The sequence below is a fragment of the Vibrio sp. ER1A genome (genome assembly GCF_000733315.1).
Taxonomy (GTDB): Bacteria; Pseudomonadota; Gammaproteobacteria; order Enterobacterales; family Vibrionaceae; genus Vibrio; species Vibrio mediterranei.
The window spans coordinates 153854-178526 of the sequence record NZ_JPJA01000093.1; the positions used below are offsets into that span (position 1 = coordinate 153854).

Annotated in this window: 20 protein-coding genes and 1 pseudogene; 13 read left to right on the forward strand and 8 right to left on the reverse strand. The window is 44.1% G+C overall.

Annotated elements, in window-relative coordinates; translation table 11 throughout:
• From HW45_RS22345 to copI, 8 genes are all read left to right on the forward strand, one after another.
• Positions 1–546, forward strand: a 546-nt coding sequence (locus HW45_RS22345) for a helix-turn-helix domain-containing protein (protein WP_038230162.1), incomplete at its 5' end; no start/stop codon positions are given.
• A 735-nt stretch (positions 547–1281) separates the two neighbouring features.
• Positions 1282–1569 (forward strand): hypothetical protein, encoded by a 288-nt coding sequence (locus HW45_RS22350; RefSeq protein WP_160171230.1) that lies wholly within the window; start codon positions 1282–1284, stop codon positions 1567–1569.
• 275 nt (positions 1570–1844) lie between these two features.
• Positions 1845–2489: a M91 family zinc metallopeptidase gene (locus HW45_RS22355; RefSeq protein ID WP_038229881.1), complete on the forward strand. Its 645-nt coding sequence runs from the start codon at positions 1845–1847 to the stop codon at positions 2487–2489.
• 77 nt (positions 2490–2566) lie between these two features.
• A complete protein-coding gene (locus tag HW45_RS22360; RefSeq protein ID WP_006071362.1) occupies positions 2567–2956 on the forward strand; it encodes a hypothetical protein in 390 nt (129 codons plus the stop codon).
• Positions 2957–3093: 137 nt separating this feature from the next.
• Positions 3094–4425 carry a TolC family protein gene (locus HW45_RS22365; RefSeq protein WP_443083046.1) on the forward strand — a complete coding sequence of 444 codons (1332 nt, stop codon included), beginning with the start codon at positions 3094–3096 and terminating at the stop codon, positions 4423–4425.
• A 20-nt stretch (positions 4426–4445) separates the two neighbouring features.
• Positions 4446–6158 carry an efflux RND transporter periplasmic adaptor subunit gene (locus HW45_RS22370; protein ID WP_038229886.1) on the forward strand — a complete coding sequence of 571 codons (1713 nt, stop codon included), beginning with the start codon at positions 4446–4448 and terminating at the stop codon, positions 6156–6158.
• On the forward strand, positions 6155–9277 hold the full coding sequence (locus tag HW45_RS22375) for an efflux RND transporter permease subunit (RefSeq protein WP_038229888.1): 3123 nt from the start codon (positions 6155–6157) through the stop codon (positions 9275–9277). The genes HW45_RS22370 and HW45_RS22375 overlap by 4 nt, the downstream gene beginning before the upstream one ends.
• A 57-nt stretch (positions 9278–9334) precedes the next feature.
• Positions 9335–9886, forward strand: coding sequence for a copper-resistant cuproprotein CopI (gene copI, locus HW45_RS22380; RefSeq protein WP_038229889.1), 552 nt, complete (start codon positions 9335–9337; stop codon positions 9884–9886).
• 92 nt (positions 9887–9978) lie between these two features.
• Here the strand turns inward: copI and HW45_RS22385 are convergent, their stop codons facing one another.
• Positions 9979–11244: a RidA family protein gene (locus HW45_RS22385; RefSeq protein WP_038229891.1), complete on the reverse strand. Its 1266-nt coding sequence runs from the start codon at positions 11242–11244 to the stop codon at positions 9979–9981.
• Between the two features lie 509 nt (positions 11245–11753).
• On the opposite strand from HW45_RS22385, the gene HW45_RS22390 reads away from it, so the two are divergent.
• From HW45_RS22390 to HW45_RS22400, 3 genes are all read left to right on the forward strand, one after another.
• Positions 11754–13148: a glutamate decarboxylase gene (locus HW45_RS22390; protein ID WP_038229893.1), complete on the forward strand. Its 1395-nt coding sequence runs from the start codon at positions 11754–11756 to the stop codon at positions 13146–13148.
• An 81-nt stretch (positions 13149–13229) separates the two neighbouring features.
• The gene (locus HW45_RS22395) at positions 13230–14957 is read left to right on the forward strand and encodes an aspartate:alanine exchanger family transporter (RefSeq protein WP_038229895.1); all 1728 of its coding nucleotides are present in this window, start codon (positions 13230–13232) and stop codon (positions 14955–14957) included.
• A 193-nt stretch (positions 14958–15150) separates the two neighbouring features.
• Complete coding sequence (locus HW45_RS22400; RefSeq protein WP_038229896.1) at positions 15151–16386, forward strand: methyl-accepting chemotaxis protein; 1236 nt, start codon at positions 15151–15153, stop codon at positions 16384–16386.
• 99 nt (positions 16387–16485) lie between these two features.
• Here the strand turns inward: HW45_RS22400 and HW45_RS22405 are convergent, their stop codons facing one another.
• The 5 genes from HW45_RS22405 to HW45_RS22420 form a co-directional block, all read right to left on the reverse strand.
• Positions 16486–17781, reverse strand: coding sequence for a DEAD/DEAH box helicase (locus tag HW45_RS22405; protein WP_038229898.1), 1296 nt, complete (start codon positions 17779–17781; stop codon positions 16486–16488).
• Between the two features lie 286 nt (positions 17782–18067).
• Entirely contained in the window at positions 18068–18613 is a 546-nt protein-coding gene (locus HW45_RS22410; protein ID WP_051868300.1) for a DUF2799 domain-containing protein, read from the reverse strand.
• A 144-nt stretch (positions 18614–18757) separates the two neighbouring features.
• Positions 18758–18958, reverse strand: coding sequence for a DUF3955 domain-containing protein (locus HW45_RS30390; protein ID WP_081411551.1), 201 nt, complete (start codon positions 18956–18958; stop codon positions 18758–18760).
• 327 nt (positions 18959–19285) lie between these two features.
• Positions 19286–19666, reverse strand: a complete 381-nt coding sequence (locus HW45_RS22415) for a DUF2061 domain-containing protein (RefSeq protein WP_038229901.1) — start codon at positions 19664–19666, stop codon at positions 19286–19288.
• 292 nt (positions 19667–19958) lie between these two features.
• On the reverse strand, positions 19959–20600 hold the full coding sequence (locus tag HW45_RS22420; RefSeq protein WP_038229903.1) for a Crp/Fnr family transcriptional regulator: 642 nt from the start codon (positions 20598–20600) through the stop codon (positions 19959–19961).
• 259 nt (positions 20601–20859) lie between these two features.
• On the opposite strand from HW45_RS22420, the gene HW45_RS22425 reads away from it, so the two are divergent.
• Both HW45_RS22425 and HW45_RS22430 read left to right on the forward strand, forming a co-directional pair.
• Entirely contained in the window at positions 20860–22005 is a 1146-nt protein-coding gene (locus HW45_RS22425) for an OmpP1/FadL family transporter (protein WP_235225526.1), read from the forward strand.
• A gap of 75 nt (positions 22006–22080) precedes the next feature.
• Positions 22081–22791 (forward strand): hypothetical protein, encoded by a 711-nt coding sequence (locus tag HW45_RS22430; protein ID WP_081875881.1) that lies wholly within the window; start codon positions 22081–22083, stop codon positions 22789–22791.
• A 325-nt stretch (positions 22792–23116) separates the two neighbouring features.
• Here HW45_RS22430 and HW45_RS22435 read toward each other — a convergent pair whose 3' ends face one another.
• Together HW45_RS22435 and HW45_RS22440 are read right to left on the reverse strand one after the other, a co-directional pair.
• On the reverse strand, positions 23117–24007 hold the full coding sequence (locus tag HW45_RS22435; protein ID WP_038229906.1) for a hypothetical protein: 891 nt from the start codon (positions 24005–24007) through the stop codon (positions 23117–23119).
• 167 nt (positions 24008–24174) lie between these two features.
• Positions 24175–24673, reverse strand: a pseudogene (locus HW45_RS22440) (winged helix-turn-helix domain-containing protein); the annotation flags it as partial.

Here is a 24673-nt window from a genome sequence, read left to right on the forward strand (position 1 = left end):
TGCTCGGATCTGAAGCGTTTTATGCCAGGTGAATCAGATAGAGAAACGGGCTGGTTTATTAGTGAGAATACCGCACAAAGTGTGCGTCAGCTGATCGAACGCTTGCATGTTGAGTCACATATCGACAGTGAAGAGTCACGCATGATTACTCAGTTCATTTTTCAGCAGATTATTGTTGAGCTGTGGCGGGGTAAAATGAAAGACGCTGATCTGCTTAATAGCAACGATAAGGTCATTTACGCTTTGTCTCATATCCAGCAGTACTATGCTAGCGTTAATGAAATTGATGATGTTGCTGAGGCGGTCAAACTGTCTTCGCGTCAGTTAACAAACAGTATGAAGAAATTAACGGGCATGAATTTTAATCAGTATCTGCACTACATACGCACCAGCAAAGCGTTTTCCGACATTCTGTATACTGATCAATCTATTACAGATATCGCATTCAGGGTTGGTTATCAGGACAGCAATTACTTCTCCACTAAGTTTAAACAAGTATTCGACCAGACACCGAGAGAGGTTCGAATGAGACATTTTGTTAAATAATCTCTGCATAATTCTAATGTAAGCGCTTTCGGAACGGGTAAGGTTATATTTAAGCGTAAGCTGATAACAATAAAATAATGCAAATAGGTTGGGTGGTTCGAAAACTCGTAACTTGTCTTTGTTCAAAAGATTTCTACAAAACGCTACAGCACTCTTCGAGGATACCTAGTGACAACATAGTAGTTTTACTACGAGGTATTTCCAGGATTCATTAAAGTTTGCTGACTTCTGATGCAAAATTATGCGGACTTATTACTGCAAATCTCCTTTTAACTGTTTGAAATTTTACTTGGGCTATGTTGAATTTTATTGCAAGCATCGCCATCTAGCGCATGCAAATCATATCTAGATTTATACCTGTAGAACAAAACTTCTCCAAATACGCATTGTTCATAAGCTTAAAATTGCTGATGTTTAAGTGATTTACACCCCACAAATACAATACATTACAAAACCACAAACTGAATCGATTCAGGGGTTACTTTATAGCTGTATTTAGACGCTCATTTTACTATCAAATCCATATTGTTAACCTCTTTGTGGTGCTCTATTTAGAGCTTCTACGCTAATGCGACAATAATGTATGGCTTTGTAAACTGCCATTGTATAACAACTCATTAACGTAGTAGTTTGATTATATAACTGTCAGTTAGAGTGAACTCGATCGCTGGTAGGGAAGCATGCGTTATGTCCAAGGAGAGTGAACCAATTATCTAGAGTATTATGAGGTAGATGATGAGTGCAGAGCTGAGACGTAAAATAGAAGAGTTATTGGTGATCGCAAAGCAGGAAGGTGTTTCTATTTTGGGGTTAGTTGATTCGGCTGATGAAGCACAATGCCAGATTTTTCGGAGCATTGAATTGAACTCTCGTCAGGGTATCAGGGCGTTAGATGACATCGTCATGAGACAAAAGTGCCCTGCTGATGGAAGTGCTTGTGATACCTGCCACCAATCTTGCCGGGAAGACCCTAGTTCAGAAATCCCTCAGGTTAGTTCGACACTGCTCTATTTGGTTAAATAGTAACAGGAAGCGTTTTTAATGCAGCGGTACAAAAGGAACGAATTCGCGCGTATTGGGTAATTTGTTCGCCTCTTCATTGATGACATCTTCAATAAAACCACGCCAAATAGTGAGCCTCCTCCAACTTCATTTTTATTTGCTACTGCCTGTTTAAATTAAGGCTAGACTCAAAATTTATCGTGGCTACAACCACATAACTTTATCAGCTGAGCAGATGACACTCTAGACACGGACGTTATGGTACTAGACGCAAGCTGCAAAGTGAGAGGTGAATTATGGCAGAAATTACTCAACTCCTTCCCGCTTTTCCTGGATTCGCAGTGCAATATGACCCAAGTAAGAACCCTTACTTCAGAGTGATTATGGAAGAGAACCTTCGCAAGCTAAAGCAGGTTTCAGCAGGAAAATCATTACTTTCATCGATTCAAGCGGCGACACCTGCTTTTCGTGGTTCTTTTCCTCGAGGTGTGAATGTAATGTGTGTTCCGACACACCTTCACTTTACCCAAAGTGGCTACAACCTTGAGATTGAATACGCACAAGATTACAGCCAAAAGCTGACAGGCCTGACACCTTCAAACCTCGCCAAACACGCACCTCAAGGATGTCCATTCTGGATCTCTGGAGGCAGCCACAATTCCGCTTTAGATCAAAAATCTGCCACCAACGCCACGGGTTCCGTATGTCATATGCGTTTTACCAACGTTCAGGTTGTAACTCGAAGAGGTGAGAAGGCAGAGCCTTATGTGGTGCTAGCTCACGAGCTGATTCACTCTTTACATTGTCTTCAAGGTATTAAAATGGATGGTCGAGACGAAGAGTTATGGACGACTGGGCTCGGAAAATATGAAAATAACCCAATGAGTGAAAACGTATTTAGAGCTCAATTTGGCTTAGCGAAAAGACAGCGATATTTCTAAATTTTCTTCACAGTTTTATTGACCTTCCCCTTAGGGGAGGGTCTACACTCAAGAAGATTTTTCGTAGAAGGCTTGTTATGCGCTTTAGTGTTATTAGAAAACGTTGGATGTCGTTACTGACGCTTGTTGCGCTATTAGCATCAACGTTAGCCGTTAGTGCACCAACGATGGCTTTTTCTAATGATATTGTTTTGTCTTCTCAACATGGTGCAATGGTAGATTGTACTGCTAGTGTCGATTCTTCCACAAACTCCCATCATAATGTTTCTAAGCAAACCGCTGTCAGTGAGTGTGGTGGCGAATCAAAGCATAATTGCTGTAGCGCAACGTGTGCGAACGGTGTTGGGGTTATCAGTGCAGACTTAATGCACGGTATTCATCATTATCTCTTCTCCAAAAGAACGCTCGAACTTGCGTTTAGTCCTATTTATCGAGCAAATGGTCTCGACCGACCCCCTAGAGCGTAATCCAATCTAATTTTTTAGCCCTTCTTAGAGCTCTAAGAAGCTTTTTAATCGTGCTTATTATTTAAGCGCGCAGATTGGATACTATCGTGAACAAATCTATTACTTTGGTTGCGCTCACCGTGAGCGCCGCCTTGTGGATGCCGATGTCTGCTTTGGCAGACAATGTCGCCACGATGCATGTTAATAACCCAAGCGAGGAACAGCTTGGTTCAGTGACGCTGCAACAGCTGATCGAATTGTCGATCGCCAATGATGCAAGTAGAGTTCGCTTCTACGCTCAATCAGAATCGTTAAGGCAGTCTGGGATTGCTAGCGCTACGCTGAAAGATCCAGTAATAAAAGTTGGCGTTGGCGGTCTACCAACGGACAGCTTTCAATTCGACCAAGATCCCATGACAAACGTGTCAGTGGGTTTGATGCAACAGTTTGGACGAGGGTCGACGTTAGCCCTGCAAAACCAAAAAACGCAAAAGCAAGCTGATGGTATTGAATTTCAAGTACAGACACGTGAGCTTGAGATAGCAAACAGTATCTCAAAGCTGTGGTATGAGCTGGGATTTCAGCAACAGTCAGAGCGTGTGCTGCTGGAAAGTCAGGGCCTAATGCGAGAAATGGTTCGCTTTATCCAAACTAACTACGCCATTGGTAACAGTGAATCTCAAGATCTGATTCAGGCTCAGTTGCAGGTCAGTAAGCTGGATGAAAAGTTGCAGGCCAACCGTCAAATGCAAAATCGCCTGATTGCTCAGCTCTCCGAATGGTTAGGTGCTCAATGGTTGTCTAATCAGCCGACTCTTAAGGCGACCACGACTTCAGACTGGCTGAGGTTGGAAGGTCGTCTTTTAGAGCACAGTCGTTCGGACTACTACGCCATTCTTAATCAGCACCCAATGGCTCGCATGGCAGATATTGAAATAGCTGCAAGTGAAACCCAAGTAGCCATTGCAGACGAAGCGTACAAACCGCAGTTTGGCGTTGAAGCGATGTATGCCCATCGACAAGCTAACAATATGCGCGGTGAGCCAGCGCCAGATTTAGTGAGCGCTTATGTCACGATGGATATTCCTCTGTTCACTGGTAATCGTCAGGATAAAAATCATGCCGCTGCCGAGTATCAAGTGGTCGCCTCCAAATCTAATAAGGATGCATTGCTTTCTCAGATGTACGCCAAAGTCAGTGCACTGACAATGGATAGGCAAAACCTCACCGAACGTCTTGAACGTTATCGTCAAAGTCTCCTTTCTCAGGCTAAAGCTCGCACCAAAGCTGTAGAAAGAGGTTATGAAAACAGCACTGCGCAATTTAGTGATGTGATCACCGCCTCTAGAGACGAACTGGCAATAGAGCTAGAGGCGCTGAGGTTGGAAACCGATCTTAGCTTGGTCAATAGCGACCTGTCCTATTTTCTGGGTGGATTTGATTATCAAGCCTCAACTCCGGTGCTTTCAGTGCCAGCAAAACAACAATAATTCTGAGAAGGTAAACAAAGATGAAGACATTGAATGTTGCGTTATTGGCCTTAGCGGTTGGCGCTGGAATTGGTGTGCTAGTCGCTCCTTATGTCGGAGGTCATAACATGGCGGAGGCGTCCGATGAAAATGCCAGTACAACGGGAGCGAAAGAGCCGCTGTACTGGGTAGCACCGATGGACCCAAACTATCAACGCGATCAACCAGGTAAATCCCCAATGGGAATGGACCTTATTCCTGTGTACGCCGATGACCTTAACGGTGGTAATGACAAACCAGGAACGGTCAACATCAACCCGGCGGTGGAGAACAATTTAGGAGTAAAAACAGAACCGGTAAAGCTAGCGAAGCTATCGCCGCGTATCGAGACAGTCGGCTATATCGCTTTTGATGAAAGTCGTTTGTGGCAAACCAATGTGCGCGTTGCAGGCTGGGTCGAAAAGCTCTATATCAACGCTGTGGGAGAGCGTGTTAACAAAGGAGATGTGTTATTCAAGCTTTATTCACCAGAGCTGGTCAAAGCGCAGGAAGAGTTACTTAATGCCCATCGCACAGGACGCAGTAGTTTGGTCAAAGGCGCCACGGAGCGTTTAATTTCCCTGGGTGTAGACCGAGCTCAAATTAACCAGATAGTCAAGCAAGGCAAAGCGTCCCAGACCATTGATATCAAGGCATTGGGCAATGGTGTGGTGGCTACATTGAATATCCGAGAAGGTGGCTATTTGTCCCCAGCTCAATCGGTTATCAGCGCGGGGCCAATTGATGAAGTTTGGGTCGATGCTGAAGTGTTCGAACGCCAAGCGGAATGGATCAAAGCGGGTAGCCAAGCAACGATGACATTAGACGCGCTATCAGGCAGGGAATGGCAAGGAGAAATTGACTATGTTTATCCGATTCTCGACCCTGCAACGAGAACGCTAAGAGTAAGACTCAAGTTTGCTAACCCAGATCATCAATTAAAGCCAAATATGTTTGCCAACATTGCGCTGCAACCCAAGACGGAGCATGCGGTGCTCACTATACCTCGTTCAAGCGTGATTCGCTCTGGAGGGATGACTCGCGTGGTGTTATCCGAAGGAGGCGGTAAATACCGCTCGGCACGTATCGACATTGGACGAGAGGCCCGTGACCGAGTTGAGGTGTTAGCAGGATTGACCACAAGTGACAAGGTGGTGACCTCTGCGCAGTTTATGTTGGATTCGGAGTCAAGCCAAAGTGCGGATTTGTCACGAATCAACGGTGTAGAACCGCCAGCGGAGGCTGTGTGGGCGCAAGGTGAAATCACGAGTGTGATGGCAGGGCACAATATGTTGACCATTAATCACCAACCCGTACCAGAGTGGGATTGGCCGGGGATGACGATGGATTTCACGGTGGACAAGGGTGTCAACCTTAACACCTTGCAATCGGGTCAACAGGTTGAGTTTGAAATGGCAAAGACCGATTCAGGGCAATACGCCATTATCGATCTCAAAGTGAGTGACAAACGGGTTGTCGAGCAAGTTTGGGTTCAAGGGGATATCACCATGTTGATGGCTGATTTTGGCATGATAACCCTCAGTCACAACGCCGTTGCTGAATGGGGCTGGGAAGCCGGAGAAATGAACTTCACTTTTCAAGGAGATGTGGATTTAACTGGCTTCGCTGAAGGCGAAACGGAGCGCTTCTTAGTGACGAAGCAGGGTTCGGACTATGTGCTTATTGATCTGCAGCGTGGAGGAGGTCAGCCATGATTGGAGCCATTATTCGTTGGTCTATCAATAATCGTTTTCTCGTCTTGGTCGCAACCTGCTTTTTGACGTTAGCAGGTTTGTACAGTGTGAAGAATACACCTGTTGACGCTATTCCTGATCTGTCAGATGTTCAGGTGATTATCAAAACCAGTTATCCGGGACAGGCTCCTCAGGTTGTTGAGGATCAGGTTACTTATCCTCTGACGACCGCCATGTTAGCGGTGCCGGGCGCAGAAACGGTGCGGGGATACTCCTTCTTCGGTGATTCGTATGTGTACATTATCTTCAACGATGATACCGACATGTACTGGGCACGTTCGCGGGTTTTAGAGTACTTAAGCCAAGTTACGCCTAACTTACCAGCACAGGCAAAGCCGACTTTGGGTCCCGATGCGACAGGGGTGGGCTGGATTTACAGCTACGTACTACAAGACAAGACAGGCCAGCATGACCTAGCAGAACTTCGCAGTATACAAGACTGGTTTTTAAAGTATGAGTTACAGACAGTTGCTGGCGTTTCGGAAGTCGCGACGGTAGGCGGTATGGTCAAGCAGTATCAGGTCCAAATTGATCCTGCTAAGTTACGTGCTTATGACCTGACCTTGCAGCAGGTCAACATGGCTATCAAAAATGGTAACCAAGAGACTGGTGCATCAGTGATAGAGGTCGGTGAGGCTGAACATATGGTTCGCACTACGGGTTACTTGAGTAGCATTGAGGATATCAAAGCGCTTCCTCTTAAGGTGACGAGCAAAGGTACTCCTCTATTGCTGGGGGATATCGCGGACATCAATCTTGGGCCTCAAATGCGTCGTGGTATTTCCGAGTTTAATGGTGAAGGTGAAGCGGTTGGTGGCGTTATCGTTATGCGTTTTGGGGAGAACGCCAGTCAGGTTATTCATGATGTCAAAGCAAAGTTGGAAGAGCTGCAACGCGGTCTGCCTGATGGCGTTGAGATTGTTGCGACTTATGACCGTTCAACGCTCATCGATGCGGCGGTTGAAAATCTATGGAAGAAGTTGGCAGAAGAGTTCGTGGTAGTAGCCATAGTCTGTGCGCTGTTCTTATTCCACATTCGTTCTTCACTTGTGATTGCTATTAGTTTGCCCATTGGCATTTTGTCCGCATTTATCGTCATGCACTGGCAAGGGATTAACGCCAATATTATGTCGTTGGGTGGGATCGCTATTGCCATTGGGGCTATGGTCGATGGTGCGATAGTGATGATTGAAAATGTTCACAAACATATCGAGAAAACGCCCCTCACCGATAAAAACCGCTGGCAAGTTATCGGACGTGCAGCAGAAGAAGTCGGTGCTCCGCTGTTTTTCTCTTTGCTTATTATCACATTGAGTTTTGTTCCTGTGTTCGCGCTTGAAGGGCAGGAAGGCAAAATGTTCTCACCACTCGCTTATACCAAAACATACGCCATGGCAGCAGCTGCGGGTTTAGCCATTACTTTGGTGCCTGTGCTGATGGGGTACTTTATTCGTGGGAAAGTGCTGCCCGAACATAAAAATCCCGTCAACAAAGCGTTGATTGTCTTGTATCGACCGATGCTTAACCTAAGTCTTCGTTACCCTAAATCGATGATTGTACTGGCTATCGTCTTGATGGGGTCGGCTTTCTATCCGACCAGTAAGTTAGGTAGTGAGTTTATTCCGCCTTTGGATGAAGGGGATTTGATGTACATGCCAACGACTTATCCTGGTATCTCGATTGGTAAAGCACGTGAACTGCTTCAACAAACCAACAAGTTGATCAAGACCGTTCCTGAAGTCGAGACTGTGTGGGGCAAGATTGGTCGTGCAGAAACTGCCACTGACCCAGCCCCTTTAACCATGATTGAGACCACCATCCAATTGAAGCCTCGCTCAGAGTGGCGAGATGGCGTTACCACAGAATCACTACGTAAGGAGTTTGATGATTTGGTTCAGTTCCCAGGGCTAACAAACGCGTGGGTAATGCCAATTAAGACTCGCATCGACATGTTGGCCACTGGGATAAAGACGCCAATAGGTATCAAGATCGCTGGACCTGATCTCAAAGTCATCGAGGAGATAGGTGCCAATATCGAACCTATCCTCAATACGATTCAAGGAACGGTGTCGGTATATGCCGAAAGGGTAGCGGGTGGACGATATGTCACGATTGATATCAAACGACTCGCCGCGGCGCGTTATGGTCTGAACGTCAGTGATATTCAGCAAGTGGTGTCAACGGCAGTAGGGGGTATGAATGTGGGCGAGACGGTGGAAGGGTTGGAGCGATACCCAATTAACGTTCGCTATCCACAAGATTATCGTGATTCGGTGGTGAAGCTACAGAACCTGCCTCTTGTCACTCCAAATGGTGCTCGAATCGCGTTAGCAGATGTGGCGGAAATTCGCTACGAAGATGGCCCGCCAATGATTAAGACTGAGAACGCCCGCCCGAACGGCTGGGTGTTTGTTGATATTGCTGAGCGCGATCTTGGGTCATATGTCACCGAAGCTCAAAACGTTGTGGCGGAGCAATTGTCCCTACCCGTGGGGTACTCGCTAACGTGGTCTGGTCAATATGAGTATATGGAGCGCGCCAAAGAGCGTTTAAGCGTTGTTGTGCCTGTTACTCTCTCCATCATTATGTTGTTGCTTTACCTTAGTTTTAGAAGGGTCGGTGAAGTGCTGGTCATTATGGGGACACTGCCGCTCGCCATGGTAGGTGGGTTGTGGCTTATGCACTACCTTGGGTACAACTTCTCGATTGCTGTAGGAGTGGGCTTTATCGCGCTTGCTGGAGTAGCCGTCGAGATTGGGGTCATTATGCTGGTTTACCTAAATCAAGCATGGCATGCACGCAAACTAGCGGCACAAGAAAATAAATCGCCATTAACGCTCGATATGTTAACCGAGGCGATCCGTGAAGGCGCAGGGCTGCGCGTGCGTCCCGTCATGATGACGGTGTTAACAGTCATTATCGGTCTTATTCCAATTATGTATGGGTCAGGTACTGGCTCTGAAGTGATGCAACGGATCGCCGCTCCAATGATTGGCGGCATGGCGTCCGCGTTACTACTCACATTGCTAGTCCTTCCGGCTATCTACAAGTTATGGAAATCAAAAGAAATTAACCAATAACCGTTGGCGGCCTCTAATGAAGAGGCCGCTAATCACTTATTTAAAAAGGAAGCAATCATGAAAAAAACACTGATAACATTAGCTCTTACCATCGCTTCAACCGCCGTGATGGCAGAAGGTATGGATCATTCGAAAATGGATCACTCCAATATGGACCATGGCATGATGAATCATTCTAATATGGACAACGCTAAGATGGACCATAGTAATATGATGAACATGGATGGGATGTCTGTTGTGGGTATGCCTGCCAAGGGAGCAAAGCCCGATAAAGTGGTACATGTGATTTTAACGGATGACATGAAAATCACTTTTAAGCGTGATGTTAAGATAGAACCTAATGACGTCGTTCAGTTTGTGGTCATGAACACTGGCAAAATCGACCATGAGTTTTCTATCGGTTCTATTGCAGAACAATTGGAACACCGTGAAATGATGAAATCGATGCCAACGGGCCATGATCATCATGGTATGGGCAATGTGGTTTATCTTGAACCAGGCAAAGCAGGACAGTTGCTATGGCATTTTCATGGTGAGAAACAAGTCGAGTTTGCTTGCAACATTCCAGGCCATGCAGAAGCTGGGATGGTTAAGAGCATCACATTGTAATAGAGCGGTTTTTCGTTAGTAAAAGTGCCCTAGAAGATAACTTCAAGGGCACCCAGGTCAGCAGGAAACCTTGTCAGCGAGCTGCCATTAGCCTATTTGTTCGGCGGCGTACCTTCGGCGTTCGACATAATGGCATCTATTTGAACTACCGCATTAGACGGTAAACTGGATACGCCAATAACGGTCAACGCTGGCAACAAATCACTGAAATAGCTTCTCAATACTTCCTCTAGTGCGCACAAATCATTCATGTCTTTTAGCTGAATGTTGAGTTTAACAATGTCATCCATCACGTGGTCGATATTTTCTACGATGGCTTTAATGTTCTCGAAGCATTGCATCGCTTGTTCTTTTGTACCTGAAGCAACAATCTTACCAATCGAAGGATCAATAGGCAGTTGCGCTGAGATATTGTTGTAGTGAGAGAAGGCCACGCTTTGCGTCGATAGGGCGTTTAACGGTGCTTTTTCGGTATTGGTTGCCTTAATAACGATGCCGTGACGGTCTTCAACTAATTGAGGCGGTGTACCATCGCCGTGAGAAACGGTCGCATCTATTTGTACGAGTGCATCCAGCGCTAAGCCTTCCACAACCACACTGGAGCGTGCAGGTAAGTAATTAACGGCACGAGCAATGGAAGAATCTGGGAAGAAGGTTTTATACACTTCGTCAAAGGCCTCAAGATCCTCCAATTTTGTGATATGAATATTTGTTTTGACGATATCATCCATCGGCACGTCAATGCTTTCGAGTATCGTTTTGATATTGCGTAGACATTGTTGTGTCTGTTCTTTTATCCCGCCTGTCACTACATTCCCTGACTTTGGTTCGATAGGCAGCTGAGCTGAAATATGATTGTAGTGGGAAAACGCAACAGTCTGGCTTGAGAGTGGTGTTATCGGCGCGTTGACGCTATTTCGAGTTAATTTCACCAAATCACAAGGGTCTTGAGGGTAGGTACCTTCGCCATTTGAAATGACAGCGTCCATTTGCACTAACGCACCTTTCATTGGCAAGTCAGCGACTGCAAGTGACGTATAAGTGGGGCGGTGCAGAGGAAAGAAGGAAGCATAGACTTCATTGACTTTGTCGAGGTCGGTAATGTTTTTCAGGTAAACGTTGATCCTTACCACATCACTCATCGTATGCTCAATGCTGTTTACTATCATTTTGATATTTTCCAGACACTGTTTTGCCTGCTGCTCTATACCACCCGCAATAAGAGTCTTGGTAGCAGGATCGATGGGTAATTGAGCCGAAATATTATTGTAGTGAGAAAAGGCAACAGACTGTGTAGATATTGGGCTTACGGGCGCTTTTTCAGTATTCCTTGAAACCTTAATGATACGGTTATCCATGTAGTGGTATCTCCAATTTTCGTTATTAGTTAGGATAAAACGAACAAATAATAAGCAAAAAGAGAGCCAAACTAACAAAAGGGTAAATCAAAGCTTCAAGTAGGGCGGATTTACTGTCGCACTAAATGCATAGTGAGGCGTTTATCTTAGCTTCTGGCACTAAGATTTATCTGACAGTGAGAGCGGGTGGTATAAGTCGAATTGCGTTTGTGTTAAGCGTCTAGTTAGGTTTCTGGTAACGGTTATTGTCAATTTTTTAGACATTCTTGACGGTTTAATCTCATGAGCTGAGAAAATGATGGTCTTTAGTCCCCCAGATAATACAGGTAGGCCGCACTACTCTCATCTGCAAAAAAGTCTACTAATAACGATTTGAATCTTATCAACCGAATATGAAACTAGCACGCCAATGGAATCTCGACTAACTTTAATCCAACGTCGTTGTGCCTTTTAAAACAAATGCTTAATGACAACTTACGCAATAGTTTCAATGATATAAAGGATTGATTATGCCTCTTCATAAAAAGTCAGCTGTTCGTGGTTCAATGTTAGATGATGTTTACTCTTCCAAAGATTTGTCAGTGGTTATGCCCAAGTATCGAATCCCTGAGAATGAGCACGCACCTGAACATGCCTATCAAGTTGTTCACGATGAACTTATGCTAGACGGTAACTCGCGTCAGAACTTAGCGACATTTTGCCAAACATGGGTAGAAGATGAAGTTCATCAATTGATGGATGAATGCATCGATAAGAACATGATTGATAAAGATGAGTACCCACAAACGGCCGAGATCGAATCGCGTTGTGTCCATATGTTAGCGGATCTTTGGCATGCGCCAGATGCAGAGAACCCAATGGGTTGTTCAACGACGGGGTCGAGTGAAGCCGCGATGCTTGGCGGGATGGCATTGAAGTGGGCTTGGCGCGAAAAAATGAAGAAGCAAGGCAAGCCTACCGACAAACCAAATCTTATTTGTGGCCCAGTACAGGTGTGTTGGCATAAGTTTGCGCGCTATTGGGATATTGAACTTCGTGAGATTCCAATGGAAGGTGATCGCCTTATTATGACACCTGAAGAAGTGATCAAACGTTGTGACGAAAACACCATTGGAGTAGTGCCGACTCTCGGTGTGACGTTCACATGCCAGTATGAGCCAGTAAAAGCGGTTCATGAAGCTCTAGATAAGCTTCAAGAAGAAACAGGCTTAGATATTCCTATTCACGTTGATGGCGCCAGTGGTGCGTTTTTAGCGCCTTTCTGTGACCCTGATTTAGAATGGGACTTCCGCTTGCCTCGTGTTAAATCGATTAATGCTTCCGGCCACAAATTTGGGCTTTCGCCATTAGGTGTGGGTTGGGTCGTGTGGCGTGATGCTGATGCGTTGCATGAGGATTTGATCTTCAATGTAAACTATCTTGGCGGTAACATGCCAACATTTGCATTGAACTTCTCTCGCCCAGGGGGACAAATCGTTGCGCAGTACTACAACTTCTTAAGATTGGGTAAAGAAGGCTACAAAAAGATTCATGATGCATGCTACGAAACAGCACGCTACATTGCCAAAGAAGTTGAGAAGATGGGCATGTTTGAAATCATTTACGATGGCCACGGTGGTATTCCAGCACTAAGTTGGTCTATCAAGAAAGGTGCAAACCCAGGCTTCAACCTTTATGACTTATCGGATCGCATTCGATCTCGTGGTTGGCAGATTGCAGCGTATGCAATGCCTGCGGATCGCCAAGATCTGGTTATTATGCGTATTCTCGTACGTCACGGTTTTAGTCGAGACATGGCGGACTTGCTGATTTCTGACTTGCAACATTGTGTTGATTTCTTTGACAAGCACCCAGTGGTTAACGGCAGTGATGCCGACGAGTCTAGCAACTTTAACCACGGTTAAGGTTGCCACCGCTCTAGGTAATCGGCAGAGCGATGCGTCGCATTGCTCTGCTGCTTAAATCACAATGTAGCAGGTGAGATCATGTCTTTTCTTTTTAATTACTTATCTGAAAACCCATTTGTATTTCTATTTCTATCACTCGCGATAGGGTACCCATTAGGACGTATTACTGTTAAAGGTGTGAGCCTTGGTACAACGGCAGGTACATTGATTGTTGGTGTTGCGTTGGCGTTGACCTCATTTTCAGTCTTTGGATTAAAAATTGAGGAACCGGGGCTAGTATCGGACATCTTCTTAATGATGTTTATGTACGCCATTGGCATGAAAGTAGGTCCTCAGTTCTTTTCCGGACTGGCGAGAGGTGGCTTAGATTTTGTCGTAATTGGGCTAATCGTTGTTTTTAGTAACTTCGCCATCGTCGTGATTGGCGCCAAGTTGATGGGATTAGAGCCTGGATATGCGGCAGGTATCATCTCTGGAAGCTATACCGTTACCGCAGTAATGGGTGTCGCACAATCGGCGATTACTTCGGGGGCTTTTGTGCCGCCGGCGGGGATGAGCGCTGATCAAGTCAGTGCTAATATCGCAGCGGGCTATGCCATCAGTTATGTATTGTCGACGGTGCTCATTATTCTGTTAATCAAATACTTACCTTCGATGTTTGGTATTGATCCCGTTAAAGCAGGTAAAGACGCAGAGAAAGAGTTTTCTACCGGCGATGACAATGAGAAACTCCCCAGCACCTTTGGCTTTTCAGACGTTGGTGCGTTGCCTATTGATGTTCGAGCCTATAAGGTGACCCATGAAGAGTTGGTAGGGCGCTCTGTCCAAGATCTTTATAAACATTTCCCCGATGCAGTGGTGCTAAAAGTCGTGCGGGGCGATGAAGTGTTGGATGCTTCGGAGAACCCAACGTTACAGTTGGGTGATGTCATCGGTGTTCGTGGTGAATACAGTGCTCTTATCAAAGAAGGTGAAGCAGATATTGGCAATGAAGTTGACGAACCTCGAGCGCGTAATGTCGATATTGAAGTTGCTGACATCCATGTGGGTAAATCAGAACATGCAGGTAAAACTATTGCTCAGTTGCATGCTGAGGTGGGTTTTGGCGTGTACTTCAAAGCGCTATTTCGACAAGGTCATCAACAACCACTATTACCTAATACAACGGTAGAAGTGGGTGATGTTGTTCGTATTGCAGGTTCACAGTGGTGTGTAGAACAAACGGCTTCTCAGTTGAATAGTGTGCCCATTGTAGAAAGCACAGTCACCGAAACATTCTACTTAGCGTTAGCATTGCTAGTAGGTTATGTGTTTGGTCACTTGAGTGTGACCATTGCCGGAATCCCATTTGCCTTGGGTACATCTGCTGGTTGTATGCTTACTGGTATCGTGTTCTCGTTCTTACGAACTCGTAATCCGGCGTTTGGCGGCCCAATGAGTGAGGGGGCGCGAAGCTTCTTACAAGATATTGGCCTTAATTTATTCGTAGCGGTGCTAGCTGCGACTGTGGGGCCTAAGATCCTAGCCTCATTTCAAGGCATTATTGTGATTAAAATAGCGTTACTTGGCGTGACTGCAGCACTTGTTCCACCGTTATTAGCTTGGTTGTATGGTCTGTATGTTCGTAAGATGAATCCGGCCATTCTTGCTGGTGCCTGCGCTGGTGGTAGGAATAGCACACCTGCAATGAAAGGAGCTCAAGATGCCACTCAAAGTGACATGCCGGCGATTGGCTATCCAGTGCCGTATGCACTGACTTCCGTTATCGTGTTAATCCTTGGCTATATCGCAATGGTTATCAGCTAATCGTCTTATGAGCTGAATGCGATACTAATGAAAAACGGCACTCTTTGTGCCGTTTTTCTTATGCCATTTATACGTGATTCATAAAACCGCAGGCATCATAAAACTCACACTCCAATATCAGAATAAGTTGACACTATCGGCTAAATCCTGCTCAATATTCTGACCGTAAGGTCAGAAAATCAAGGGAATGGAAATGAGTGATATTGAGATAGGCTGGCGAGATAGGCTGTTTATGAACATCAGTATGCCAGTAAAAATGCTGCTACCGGGCATTGTAGGTTGCTTGGGTATTGTCGTTCTATGTATATCAAATTTGTACGCTTTAGGTTTGTTATCGGGTGGCGATGGCTTTCAATTACTACTATCGCCTGCTGCGATTATCGTCTTTTCAGTGGTAGTCGTTGGGTTGGTGCTGTTCTTATCCACCGGCATCTCTCAGAATATTTTACCGCTTCTCAAACACATCATTGATACTATGCAGCAGGTTCAGCGTGGTCAACTTGATCACCGAATTGGCTTTTCAGGACAAGATGAGTTCGGTCAGATTGGTTCAGCTGTCGATAGCACTCTCAATAAATTGGTTTCTCTGATCAATGATGTTAATGGTTCAGTTGAGCAGCTTCAGCGTTGCACTCACCATATCGAAAGTGCTTCTTCGGATTTAGATGGCTTGTTCAAAACGCAGGTGACTCAGCTAGCCGATACCACGTCAGACATCAACAATATTCAAGTGGCGATAAGCCGTGGTGAGCAAGAAGCACAGCGCAGTCTTGATGCGAGCCAGTCCATCTCCAATCAGTTCTTAGCGATTCAGGAGAACAACCAGCAACTAACTAAAGATGTCGATCAACTCAGACACGAAATGGCAGAAGCAAATCAATCAAGTAATGTACTGACCGATGTTTCGATGAAGGTTCGGGATGTTTTGCATGTGATTACTTCCATCTCAGAGCAGACGAATTTGCTTGCGCTGAATGCTGCCATAGAAGCCGCTAGGGCGGGTGAAGCTGGACGGGGGTTTGCAGTCGTTGCGGGAGAGGTCAGAACCTTATCGGAGAACACCCAAAACGCTGTGTCGGAAATTCAAACCATGACCAAACAGCTTATCGATACGGCGAGTACTTTAGTATCTGCGATTGCGAAAAGCGAGAGCAGTGTGAGTGAAATATCCCAAGTGACTACGCGGTCCACGGCCAGCTTTGACGATATAACTGTCGCTTATAACCAGCTTCTGGCATTGAATGAACAGATCTGTAACGACTCGGTAGAAACACTGCACCTATGTGAGCAGTCTATCGATAGTTTAGAGGTGGTGAATAAATTGGCGCTCGACTGTACTAAAAGCACCGACAATGTTGTGCGTGCTAAGGATGAGTTGGTGACGATATCGGACTGCTTGGATGCTTCATTGGAGTCAATTGCGAAATAGCCGAGTAACGATGACGACAGAGAGACATCGACAGACAAACAAAAAAACGCAGCGTTTAACGGCTGCGTTTTTTAATGGTGCTTGCTAGTGAAACTGCGATTAACCTTTTAGGCGAGTTGTTTTACTCGACTTGTTTTTGATCGCTCGCATCAGACGTAGTCTGCGCTCTGCAGAGCCTTGTTCGCTAGCATTATTAGTGCGACCTTGGCGGTCTTTGTAAGCTGGTTTAGTGTGCATTTTCTGTAGCAAAGCATCTCGGTTTGCTGGCTCGTAACCTGCAAGTTGGATACGTTTAATGCGGTGTTGAATTAGGTTCTCGATCTGAACCAGAGTAAGCTCTTCTTCACGGCTAACGAAAGAGACCGCATGACCTTGCTGACCTGCCCGTCCGGTACGACCAATTCGGTGTACGTAGTCTTCAGCTAGGAATGGCATGTCATAGTTTACAACGTGCGGAAGACCTTGAATGTCTAAACCACGAGCTGCAACTTCTGTTGCCACCATCACACGTGCTTTACCGGTTTTAAATTCTTCCAGAGCGCGACGACGAGAGCTTTGTGCTTTATCACCATGGCAAAGCACCGCTTTAATACCATCAAGTTTGAGCTCTTTTACCACTTCATTGGCGGTCTCTTTGTAATTCACGAAAACCAAGACCTGTTGCCAGTTTTTGCGACCAATCAGCTCTGACAGTAGTTCAAGCTTGCGATCTTCATCTACGGGATAAACTACGTGCGCAACAGTATCTGCGGTTGAGTTCTCTGCGTTGACAATAACGCGCTTAGGCTTACGCAATAGATCTTGTGCTAGGGCGTTCATCTGAGGTGATGATGTCGCGGAAAACAGCATGGTTTGAGGTTGGCTGTTAACGCTGCTCATGATAGTGCGAATTGCACTAATGAAGCCCATATCAAGCATTCGGTCCGCTTCATCGAAGACTAGGAACTCAAGATTAGCAAGTTTAACGTTACCAAGCTCCAAATGTTCGATAAGACGACCCGGAGTTGCAACCAGAATGTCGACACCAGCTTCAAGTTTGCGTTCTTGAGACGACATTTTCGCACCACCAAACACGGCGGCAACTGACACGTCGACGTATTGAGTGTAGCTTTCGATGTTATTAGCGATTTGATCCACTAATTCACGAGTTGGCGCCAGAATAAGTGCACGTACCGCTCCACGAGTGCGAGCCTTTGGAGTATCAACAATCTGTTGAATAATTGGCAAAGAGAAAGCGGCGGTTTTACCTGTGCCGGTTTGAGCGTGTGCCAAAATATCGTGTCCACGACGAGCATGTGGAATCGCTTGTTGTTGAACTGGAGTGAGTTTTTCATAACCACACTCGGTCAGTGCTTGCACGATCTCGGATGAAAAACCTTGTGATAAAAATGACATTCGTTGTTCCTAAAAGCAGATGGCGGTATTTGGTGTTTCTCGTTAACCAATCAACAAAATGATTGTTGACCAAAAATACGGTCGCTGATTATAGAAGAATAATTGCTGCCTGTGGTGACTAATTTTGGTTGTTTGAGTAGAAATTGTACAGTTATTAGGCTAACAATCTGAAAATTAATGCGATATGACGGCAATCAATCTGAATTTGGGAAGGACTTTTATCGTAAATTGTAAGCCTCCCTCTTTGTTGAAGAGGAAGGCGTTGGGTAGCAAGAACTCAGCTAGCTTAAAATGAGATATTGAAATTATGTTGTACGGTTAACCCGAGTAGATGAGAACGCTCTGACACTAAATCTCGCTTTTCATTTTCTAGACGTTTGCGCTCATCATGATTTTCGCTTGGTGTCGTTCTTAACTTATCTTCGATAGTACGCAACTCGGTTTCAATCTGTTTAAGGCGCTGGTCGCGTTGTCTAGCTTGTTTGCCCAACTCATAGTTTTTGAGAAAAGACTCGCCCGGACATACATAGTAGTACTGCTGTCCCTCATAACCCACCTTGTAACCATTATCCGGTGAGCAGTACAGCCCCGTCCCTACTTTGAATCCCTTTGACCATTGTTCTCTATCGGGAAAAACAGCGGCTTCACTACAATCACTGATATAGCTATCAATCATTTTAGGGCTATGACCGTTAAGTCCATCGCTATAACCAACTTGATACCAGTCAGCGTTGTTACACTCTTCAATAGACATACTGGAACAACCAGAAAGCGTGATAGCTAGTGCAGCGACAAGCCATTTAATGTTTAAACTTCTTAGTCCGATATACATATATAATCCAAAACAGTGAAAAATAAAAAGAGTGCTAAAGAGTCGAAAGCTACTTAGCCAACAATGCTCTTCGTCAAGCTTATTAAGTAACTATCCATTCATAGAGATTGGGTGAAGGTATTGGTTTATTTTGTTCTGTCTGTTTTAACGACGTCGACGATTCAAGGTAATGAACCAGCTAATTGCTGAACTAAAGAGTAATAGCCAGAATAGGGCAAGAAATCCAAAATTCTCTACAAGGACGCCTGATTGATCGACATAAGAATCGCTCATTAGAAAGATAGCTAAGCAGAGGTTTGCCAAGCCAAATAGAATGAAAGTTAACCTATATTTTTTACAGTTCATTACCTAGCATCCTTGCCGTCACTCCAACTTTTATAGCGAGCAATATCACCAACTCTTATTCTATCACCTAGGGTAATTTTCGATCTGTAACCGAATGTACTAGCGGTGTCATGAAACGTAGTTGGCTTTCGCGTGTGTAGGAGTCCAAGAGTTGGTTTGCCAGTGCCTCGGCGAATAGCATTGGGGCGTTGAGCTTTCAGTAATGTCTTATTTGTCACTAGAAGATAGGGTGGGGAGTCATACAAACAGGTACGATAGAAATCTCGGTATGGTGTACAAAATGTATGAACGACCTCCTCTCATTGTGCAGATATACCTTTGATGTGATTAATGCGCAAAGCACATCTGCTGGTGCTTCTTATTCCAGGACTTTTCGTGGAAAAAGTACGCGATGGTATTAATCGTTGGCTCTAATGTTGCCATGATACCACCCGCCAACACATCACCCGTTAACAAGAAAACGACACCAAACGCCACACTAAAGTGCACGGTCGCAAATGAAGCTGTCTTAATGGTTTCATTATTTCTCAAAGCTTGAAGGCGTTGGTTTTTTTCCCAAACACGTTCGTGAAAGTAAAACGCAACGGTATTTACGGCTGGTTCAAGCATTGCAATCATACTCGCGATTAAGATTTCGCCAGTTAGCGCATATGCAACCGTAAATGCAATAGTAAAATGGATAGCGGCAAATCGAATCGTCTTAATCATGGGATGTATCACTCAGTTCAAATCTTATGGGTCCATTATGATGAACTGGTAATGAGAATTAAAATCAATTAAATCTCTTCTATTGATAGGTAATATCTATGTTTCGTTGTTGGAGTTATTTTAAGCAGATGCACTGCTAGTGCACCTAAGAATCAAAAACTAAGACATACTGAAGCGACATTGACCTTAGTACTTTTCTTGTGCTGAAGCAGGGTAAATGTATGAGGGAGCGCTGGATATCTTCTGATGTACAAGCACTAGCGCTCCTTCAATTTCATTTTTCATTGGGTGGTTAGGTGATGATGGATTTCTTTGTCAGTAAACGAAAGCCCAGCTCATATCTTTCTACCTCACCTGCGGCAATCGCTTTACTCATATAGCTTCCGACGGTATTTCTCGACATATTGAGTAACGAGGCGATAGTGAGAATATTAAGTGGGATAGACCCGTCATAGGTCGCTGCGCTGATTGCCTCCATTGCTAAACGAATCTTCAAATCGGTATTTTTTTCTCCGCGCAGGCGAAATAGCGTTAAACAAAAGCGCTGTTTTTTGGCGAGAGAAAAATTGAGCATTTTGGCAAAGCAGCAGCAAGAATCCATGAGCTCTTGTACATCGTCAAAGTGTAGTAGAAGTACGATACTGTCAGAAACTGCTTGAATATCGGATTGTGCATCTTCACCTAAAATCAAAGGCACATCATTGATAAGAATTCCAGGGGTAATCAAATCGTACTTAAGGCTGGTCCCTTCATCTATGGTTGGGTAGAAGCCTAAAACTCCTTGAATAGGGATGGCCATTTCACTTACATCTTGATATTGGAAGGAGAGAAATTTGCCTTTTGGGAGATGAATTATTGTCCCTCTCTCTATGAGTTTGGCAGCAAGTTCATCGCTAGTATGATAGATCTCTTTTAGTACCTGAGGAACAGACATCTTAGGCCTCTCGATAAGGGGTGAGTGCTATTCCTTAGCTCTTTTAATGGTGTCTCGTAATTATAAGTAGGTCAGTAATGCCAATAAATAAGCTTAAGGTTATATAGAATATAAACACGGCTTATGTTCGCTTAGGCTTTGAGGTTGTTACTCGGCTGTTTTGTTTTTTGTTACTATTTATGACTGTGCACTCTCAGTGCACAGTCATGTTTCTCGTTTGCTTATTATTTGCACCACCTCAACATGTGAGTTTCAAACGATGAACAAAAACCTTTTGGCAGTCGCCCTGGCTGTAACCTTCTCTTCGTCCACATTTGCTGGCGGTATCTTACTTCACGAAGTGGCGACCTTTGATAGCGTTTCTTCCGCTGGTGTAGGGAACTCATCAAATCGTACTGATGCAAGTGCCGTGATTACTAGCCCAGCAGGTCTAACGGCGATAGATGACAATAGTTTTTCTATTGGTGTTCAGTATCTTAATGCCTATACCGAGCACAGTGGTACTGGGGTTTCTGTTGACAAGTCAACGACAGGTGAGTCGACAGCCTTTGTTCCAAGTCTTGCTTATGCACAGAGAATCAATGACAGCTGGGTTATCGGGGCATCTTTACATGGTGAAGGTGGTTTGAGTATGGACTATAGCGGTGGCCTTGTAGGACCTAATGGTGGTCTTCCAAAAACACTGTCTGATGAAGCGTTAAATTTTCAGTTAGCTGCTGGATTCCAGGCAAGCGACAAACTGTCTCTTGGTGGAGCTTTGATCGTTCAGCATTTAATGACGTCGTTTGAGCTTGGAGGTGATTCTAGGCTTGATGGAGATGGCAGTTCTACGGCGGCAAGCTTTATGCTATCGGCTATGTACGACGTGTCAGACTCTACTTTTCTATCTGCCAACTATAAACACAAAGTAAAGCATAACTCTGGTGATATCGATGTGTCGTTTGATGGCAACCAGCTTACTTCAATTGAGCGAAATGCTTCTTGGCCAGCTCAACTTGATTTTGGCCTTCAGCACAAAATCTCAGATGAGTTAACTTTCAAAGCCATGACGGGTGTTGAATTTTGGTCACAATTTGATGATGCTGCAAACAACGTTTATAGCTTAGGTACAGCGCTCGCCTACTCTCAAAATGATTGGACCTACCAAGGTGGTATCCGTTACGACTCGAAAATGTATGACACTGACAAAATGACCCCTGCGCTTCCTATTGGAGCAAACTGGTCGTTAGGTCTTGGCGCAGAAAAAGAGCGTTCAAATGGCCATCGAATCGGTATCGCATACCAATACCGCAATATGGGTACTCAAGACGTCACCTACACTGGCCCTACAGACACAATTCCTTATTTTACCGGCAGTGTGGATACCAACCGCATTCATGTTCTAAGTGTCAGTTACGCCTACTAACTTAGTGAGCTAACCGTAAATTGGCCTCTCACCGTTGTGAGGGGCATTTTTGTTTTTTATGAGAAATAAAGCGTTATGAAAAAGAATGGTCTGTTTTCATCGGTTGTCAGAGCTTTTGGCTTTGTTGCCGTTGTTGGATTATTAGTAGTGACAGGAGTCTCAGCCAAAGAGAAACATCATGAAGATCCAACTAAGATCGTTACCAAAGTAGGTGCCGGATATTCAGACTCTGCGTTTGTGTCTGGTTCGATTGGCCTTGATGAAGCGAGGATGATCAACGCTCGATACAATGAGACTGGAGAGTGGCGCTTAGGTGGCTCATGGCTATTTGATTTGGGAATCTTAAACTTCAACTTTAGCCGTACTGATTATGAAAATGATAGCTATCGCAACAACTACAGTATTGGCACCTACATCCCTCTAAGTTACTTTGACATTTCTCCGGCAGGATGGATGTTATTTCCCATGTCGGGCTACAGCTACAACGATGGAAAAATGGCAATGCCTTCAGAAGAGGTAGATAACGAATACGTACTGATGCGAAGTCAAAGTCACGGTGGTTATTTGGGAATGTTTGGTATTCGTCCAATTGATGACTCGGATTGGAGCGTACTCGGGTTTGCTGGTGGCTCGATAGGTTCGGATAATTACCGCGGTTACTGGGGCGGACTTGGCCTTAGTTATAAGATAAACAAAAATGCATCGTTTAACTTCTTTGGAATGCTCTCGGAGGACGACTATGGGACCAATAATAAACTAGCTGGATCGGTGAGTTATGAGTTTTAATACAAAAAGTAAGAGATAGTGCTAGCACCATCTCTTATCTCTATTTGCTATACGGTAATGTTTTTCTTATCCTTTCAGATGAATGAAAGAAACAAAACATAAAAATGGTAACAGGGGTAGTGGCTAATAATGCAATAACATAAGAGATGTCAGATATTATCATGCATAGACTTATAATAGAGGTAGCAAATAGAATAGTGAATACCTCCAGAAGAATACCAATGATTGGAGCGTTACTTCTTATCAATGCATACCTATAGCTTGCCTTTTTAAACAGTGTTGTTTTGTTGATTTTCATTTCGAAAATTCTATTTAATCATATTAACTAGTTTTCAATAGAGACCATGTTGAGAGATGAAGTAGTTAGATTACCATTATCGATAGTAATCTTCGTGACCTCATTTAAAATACTAAGCGATGGATTGAACCAACGTGTGGCATCTAGAGTAAACTTATGAGATGAGGGTAGCTGGTCACACATTAGATATATATCTGCGATGATAGTATTGGATGCAGCTTCTATTTTCTTTGATGAAATCACAAACTCGCGTCTATCACCATATTGTGTGAATGTTTCAGCCCAGGTAATATCACAGTTATCTGTATCGCTAATTAATGGCATAGAATTACTACTTTCGAAGTCGGATAGTAGTAGTTTTGCTTCCTTTCCAGTTAAGCTACTTAATTTAGTTTGAATACTTTCTGATGAAGAAGTACCAGCTCCATTAGCCCATACTTGTGAACCTTTTGCATTGAATAAAGGCATGCTTCTTTGCACGTCTATTATTGAACTTTTATTGGAAAGAATCAGTTCAGTTATCTCATGTACAAGACCATCATCTGATACGTAGTATAATGCGTTAGCGTTGATTTGTTGTGATTCTACGCTACTTTTATAGAATTCTCTGACACCGTTATTGATCAATGCGTCGACGACTCTTAAGTATCTTGAATCAAAAGAGCTCTCGATCTCTTGTCTAGAGACAGGCGTAAAACTAAGTAGAAGCTCCAGTTGTTCATCTCCCTCCGATTGCTCGTATCTTAACTTACTAGATTGGGTTCCTACAAAGTTAGCTCCCTTAATGGGATAGTCATAGCGAGTTTTCGTTTGTTCTGAAGATTCTGAATTTCCGCCATCACCTCCTCCACATCCGCTTAATAGAGTTCCAATGACCAATGTTCCTACAGCCAGGAATTTGTGTGAGTTTTTCGACATTATTATCCACCCTATTTAATTACTCAAATATTTTCTGTTGGTATTTTCTAGGCAAGGTATTGTTTTTTAAGAACAAGAACAAATAAAAAACGTACATAAAAACACACAAAAACACATGGATTAAATGTTGTTGTTGTGTGTAATCAACTACTGATTGAATTGTATGTTCAGGTTGCTGTTGGAAATTCTTCGCTAATGTCTTTACAGTACCTATTCAGCAGTAGCTTCCAAGATTCAGATAGTTCATTCTTATGCACTTCTTTCATAACCTTGTTCCATGGTTCCAAGCACATCATCTCCGAACCCGGTTTTGATAACGTTGAAAACATCTCTTTTGATGGGATTACTCGGAGTAGCGCAACTAGAGACTCCATGTAGTTCAACCGAAACTGTTCATCTTTGTTCTGTTGATGTGCGATATAAGAAACTAAAGTATAAATGAGTGCATTTTGAATCAAAGACTCACCATTAGGGCTAGTTAATAAACGTTTTGCATGATTAATATTATTAGACTTAAAGCTTAATATACCTAGCCAGAGTTTAAGTTCATTTGGTAGAACCTTAAATTTATTTAGTGTTCTATTAACAAAATTAACTAGCTTTGTTCTGTCTTTTTCTTGCTGTGCTAGTTCTCTTGCGATGTTCACAGCAGTGAATTCATCAATA

What these genes read in the sequence shown, in the direction of transcription:
- HW45_RS22350 (WP_160171230.1), top strand. Translation starts at nt 1,282, where the DNA reads ATGAGTGCAGAGCTGAGACGTAAAATAGAAGAGTTATTGGTGATCGCA.
- HW45_RS22355 (WP_038229881.1), top strand. Translation starts at nt 1,845, where the DNA reads ATGGCAGAAATTACTCAACTCCTTCCCGCTTTTCCTGGATTCGCAGTG.
- HW45_RS22360 (WP_006071362.1), top strand. Translation starts at nt 2,567, where the DNA reads ATGCGCTTTAGTGTTATTAGAAAACGTTGGATGTCGTTACTGACGCTT.
- HW45_RS22365 (WP_443083046.1), top strand. Translation starts at nt 3,094, where the DNA reads ATGCCGATGTCTGCTTTGGCAGACAATGTCGCCACGATGCATGTTAAT.
- HW45_RS22370 (WP_038229886.1), top strand. Translation starts at nt 4,446, where the DNA reads ATGAAGACATTGAATGTTGCGTTATTGGCCTTAGCGGTTGGCGCTGGA.
- HW45_RS22375 (WP_038229888.1), top strand. Translation starts at nt 6,155, where the DNA reads ATGATTGGAGCCATTATTCGTTGGTCTATCAATAATCGTTTTCTCGTC.
- copI (WP_038229889.1), top strand. Translation starts at nt 9,335, where the DNA reads ATGAAAAAAACACTGATAACATTAGCTCTTACCATCGCTTCAACCGCC.
- HW45_RS22385 (WP_038229891.1), bottom strand. Translation starts at nt 11,244, where the DNA reads ATGGATAACCGTATCATTAAGGTTTCAAGGAATACTGAAAAAGCGCCC.
- HW45_RS22390 (WP_038229893.1), top strand. Translation starts at nt 11,754, where the DNA reads ATGCCTCTTCATAAAAAGTCAGCTGTTCGTGGTTCAATGTTAGATGAT.
- HW45_RS22395 (WP_038229895.1), top strand. Translation starts at nt 13,230, where the DNA reads ATGTCTTTTCTTTTTAATTACTTATCTGAAAACCCATTTGTATTTCTA.
- HW45_RS22400 (WP_038229896.1), top strand. Translation starts at nt 15,151, where the DNA reads ATGAGTGATATTGAGATAGGCTGGCGAGATAGGCTGTTTATGAACATC.
- HW45_RS22405 (WP_038229898.1), bottom strand. Translation starts at nt 17,781, where the DNA reads ATGTCATTTTTATCACAAGGTTTTTCATCCGAGATCGTGCAAGCACTG.
- HW45_RS22410 (WP_051868300.1), bottom strand. Translation starts at nt 18,613, where the DNA reads ATGTATATCGGACTAAGAAGTTTAAACATTAAATGGCTTGTCGCTGCA.
- HW45_RS30390 (WP_081411551.1), bottom strand. Translation starts at nt 18,958, where the DNA reads ATGAACTGTAAAAAATATAGGTTAACTTTCATTCTATTTGGCTTGGCA.
- HW45_RS22415 (WP_038229901.1), bottom strand. Translation starts at nt 19,666, where the DNA reads ATGATTAAGACGATTCGATTTGCCGCTATCCATTTTACTATTGCATTT.
- HW45_RS22420 (WP_038229903.1), bottom strand. Translation starts at nt 20,600, where the DNA reads ATGTCTGTTCCTCAGGTACTAAAAGAGATCTATCATACTAGCGATGAA.
- HW45_RS22425 (WP_235225526.1), top strand. Translation starts at nt 20,860, where the DNA reads ATGAACAAAAACCTTTTGGCAGTCGCCCTGGCTGTAACCTTCTCTTCG.
- HW45_RS22430 (WP_081875881.1), top strand. Translation starts at nt 22,081, where the DNA reads ATGAAAAAGAATGGTCTGTTTTCATCGGTTGTCAGAGCTTTTGGCTTT.
- HW45_RS22435 (WP_038229906.1), bottom strand. Translation starts at nt 24,007, where the DNA reads ATGTCGAAAAACTCACACAAATTCCTGGCTGTAGGAACATTGGTCATT.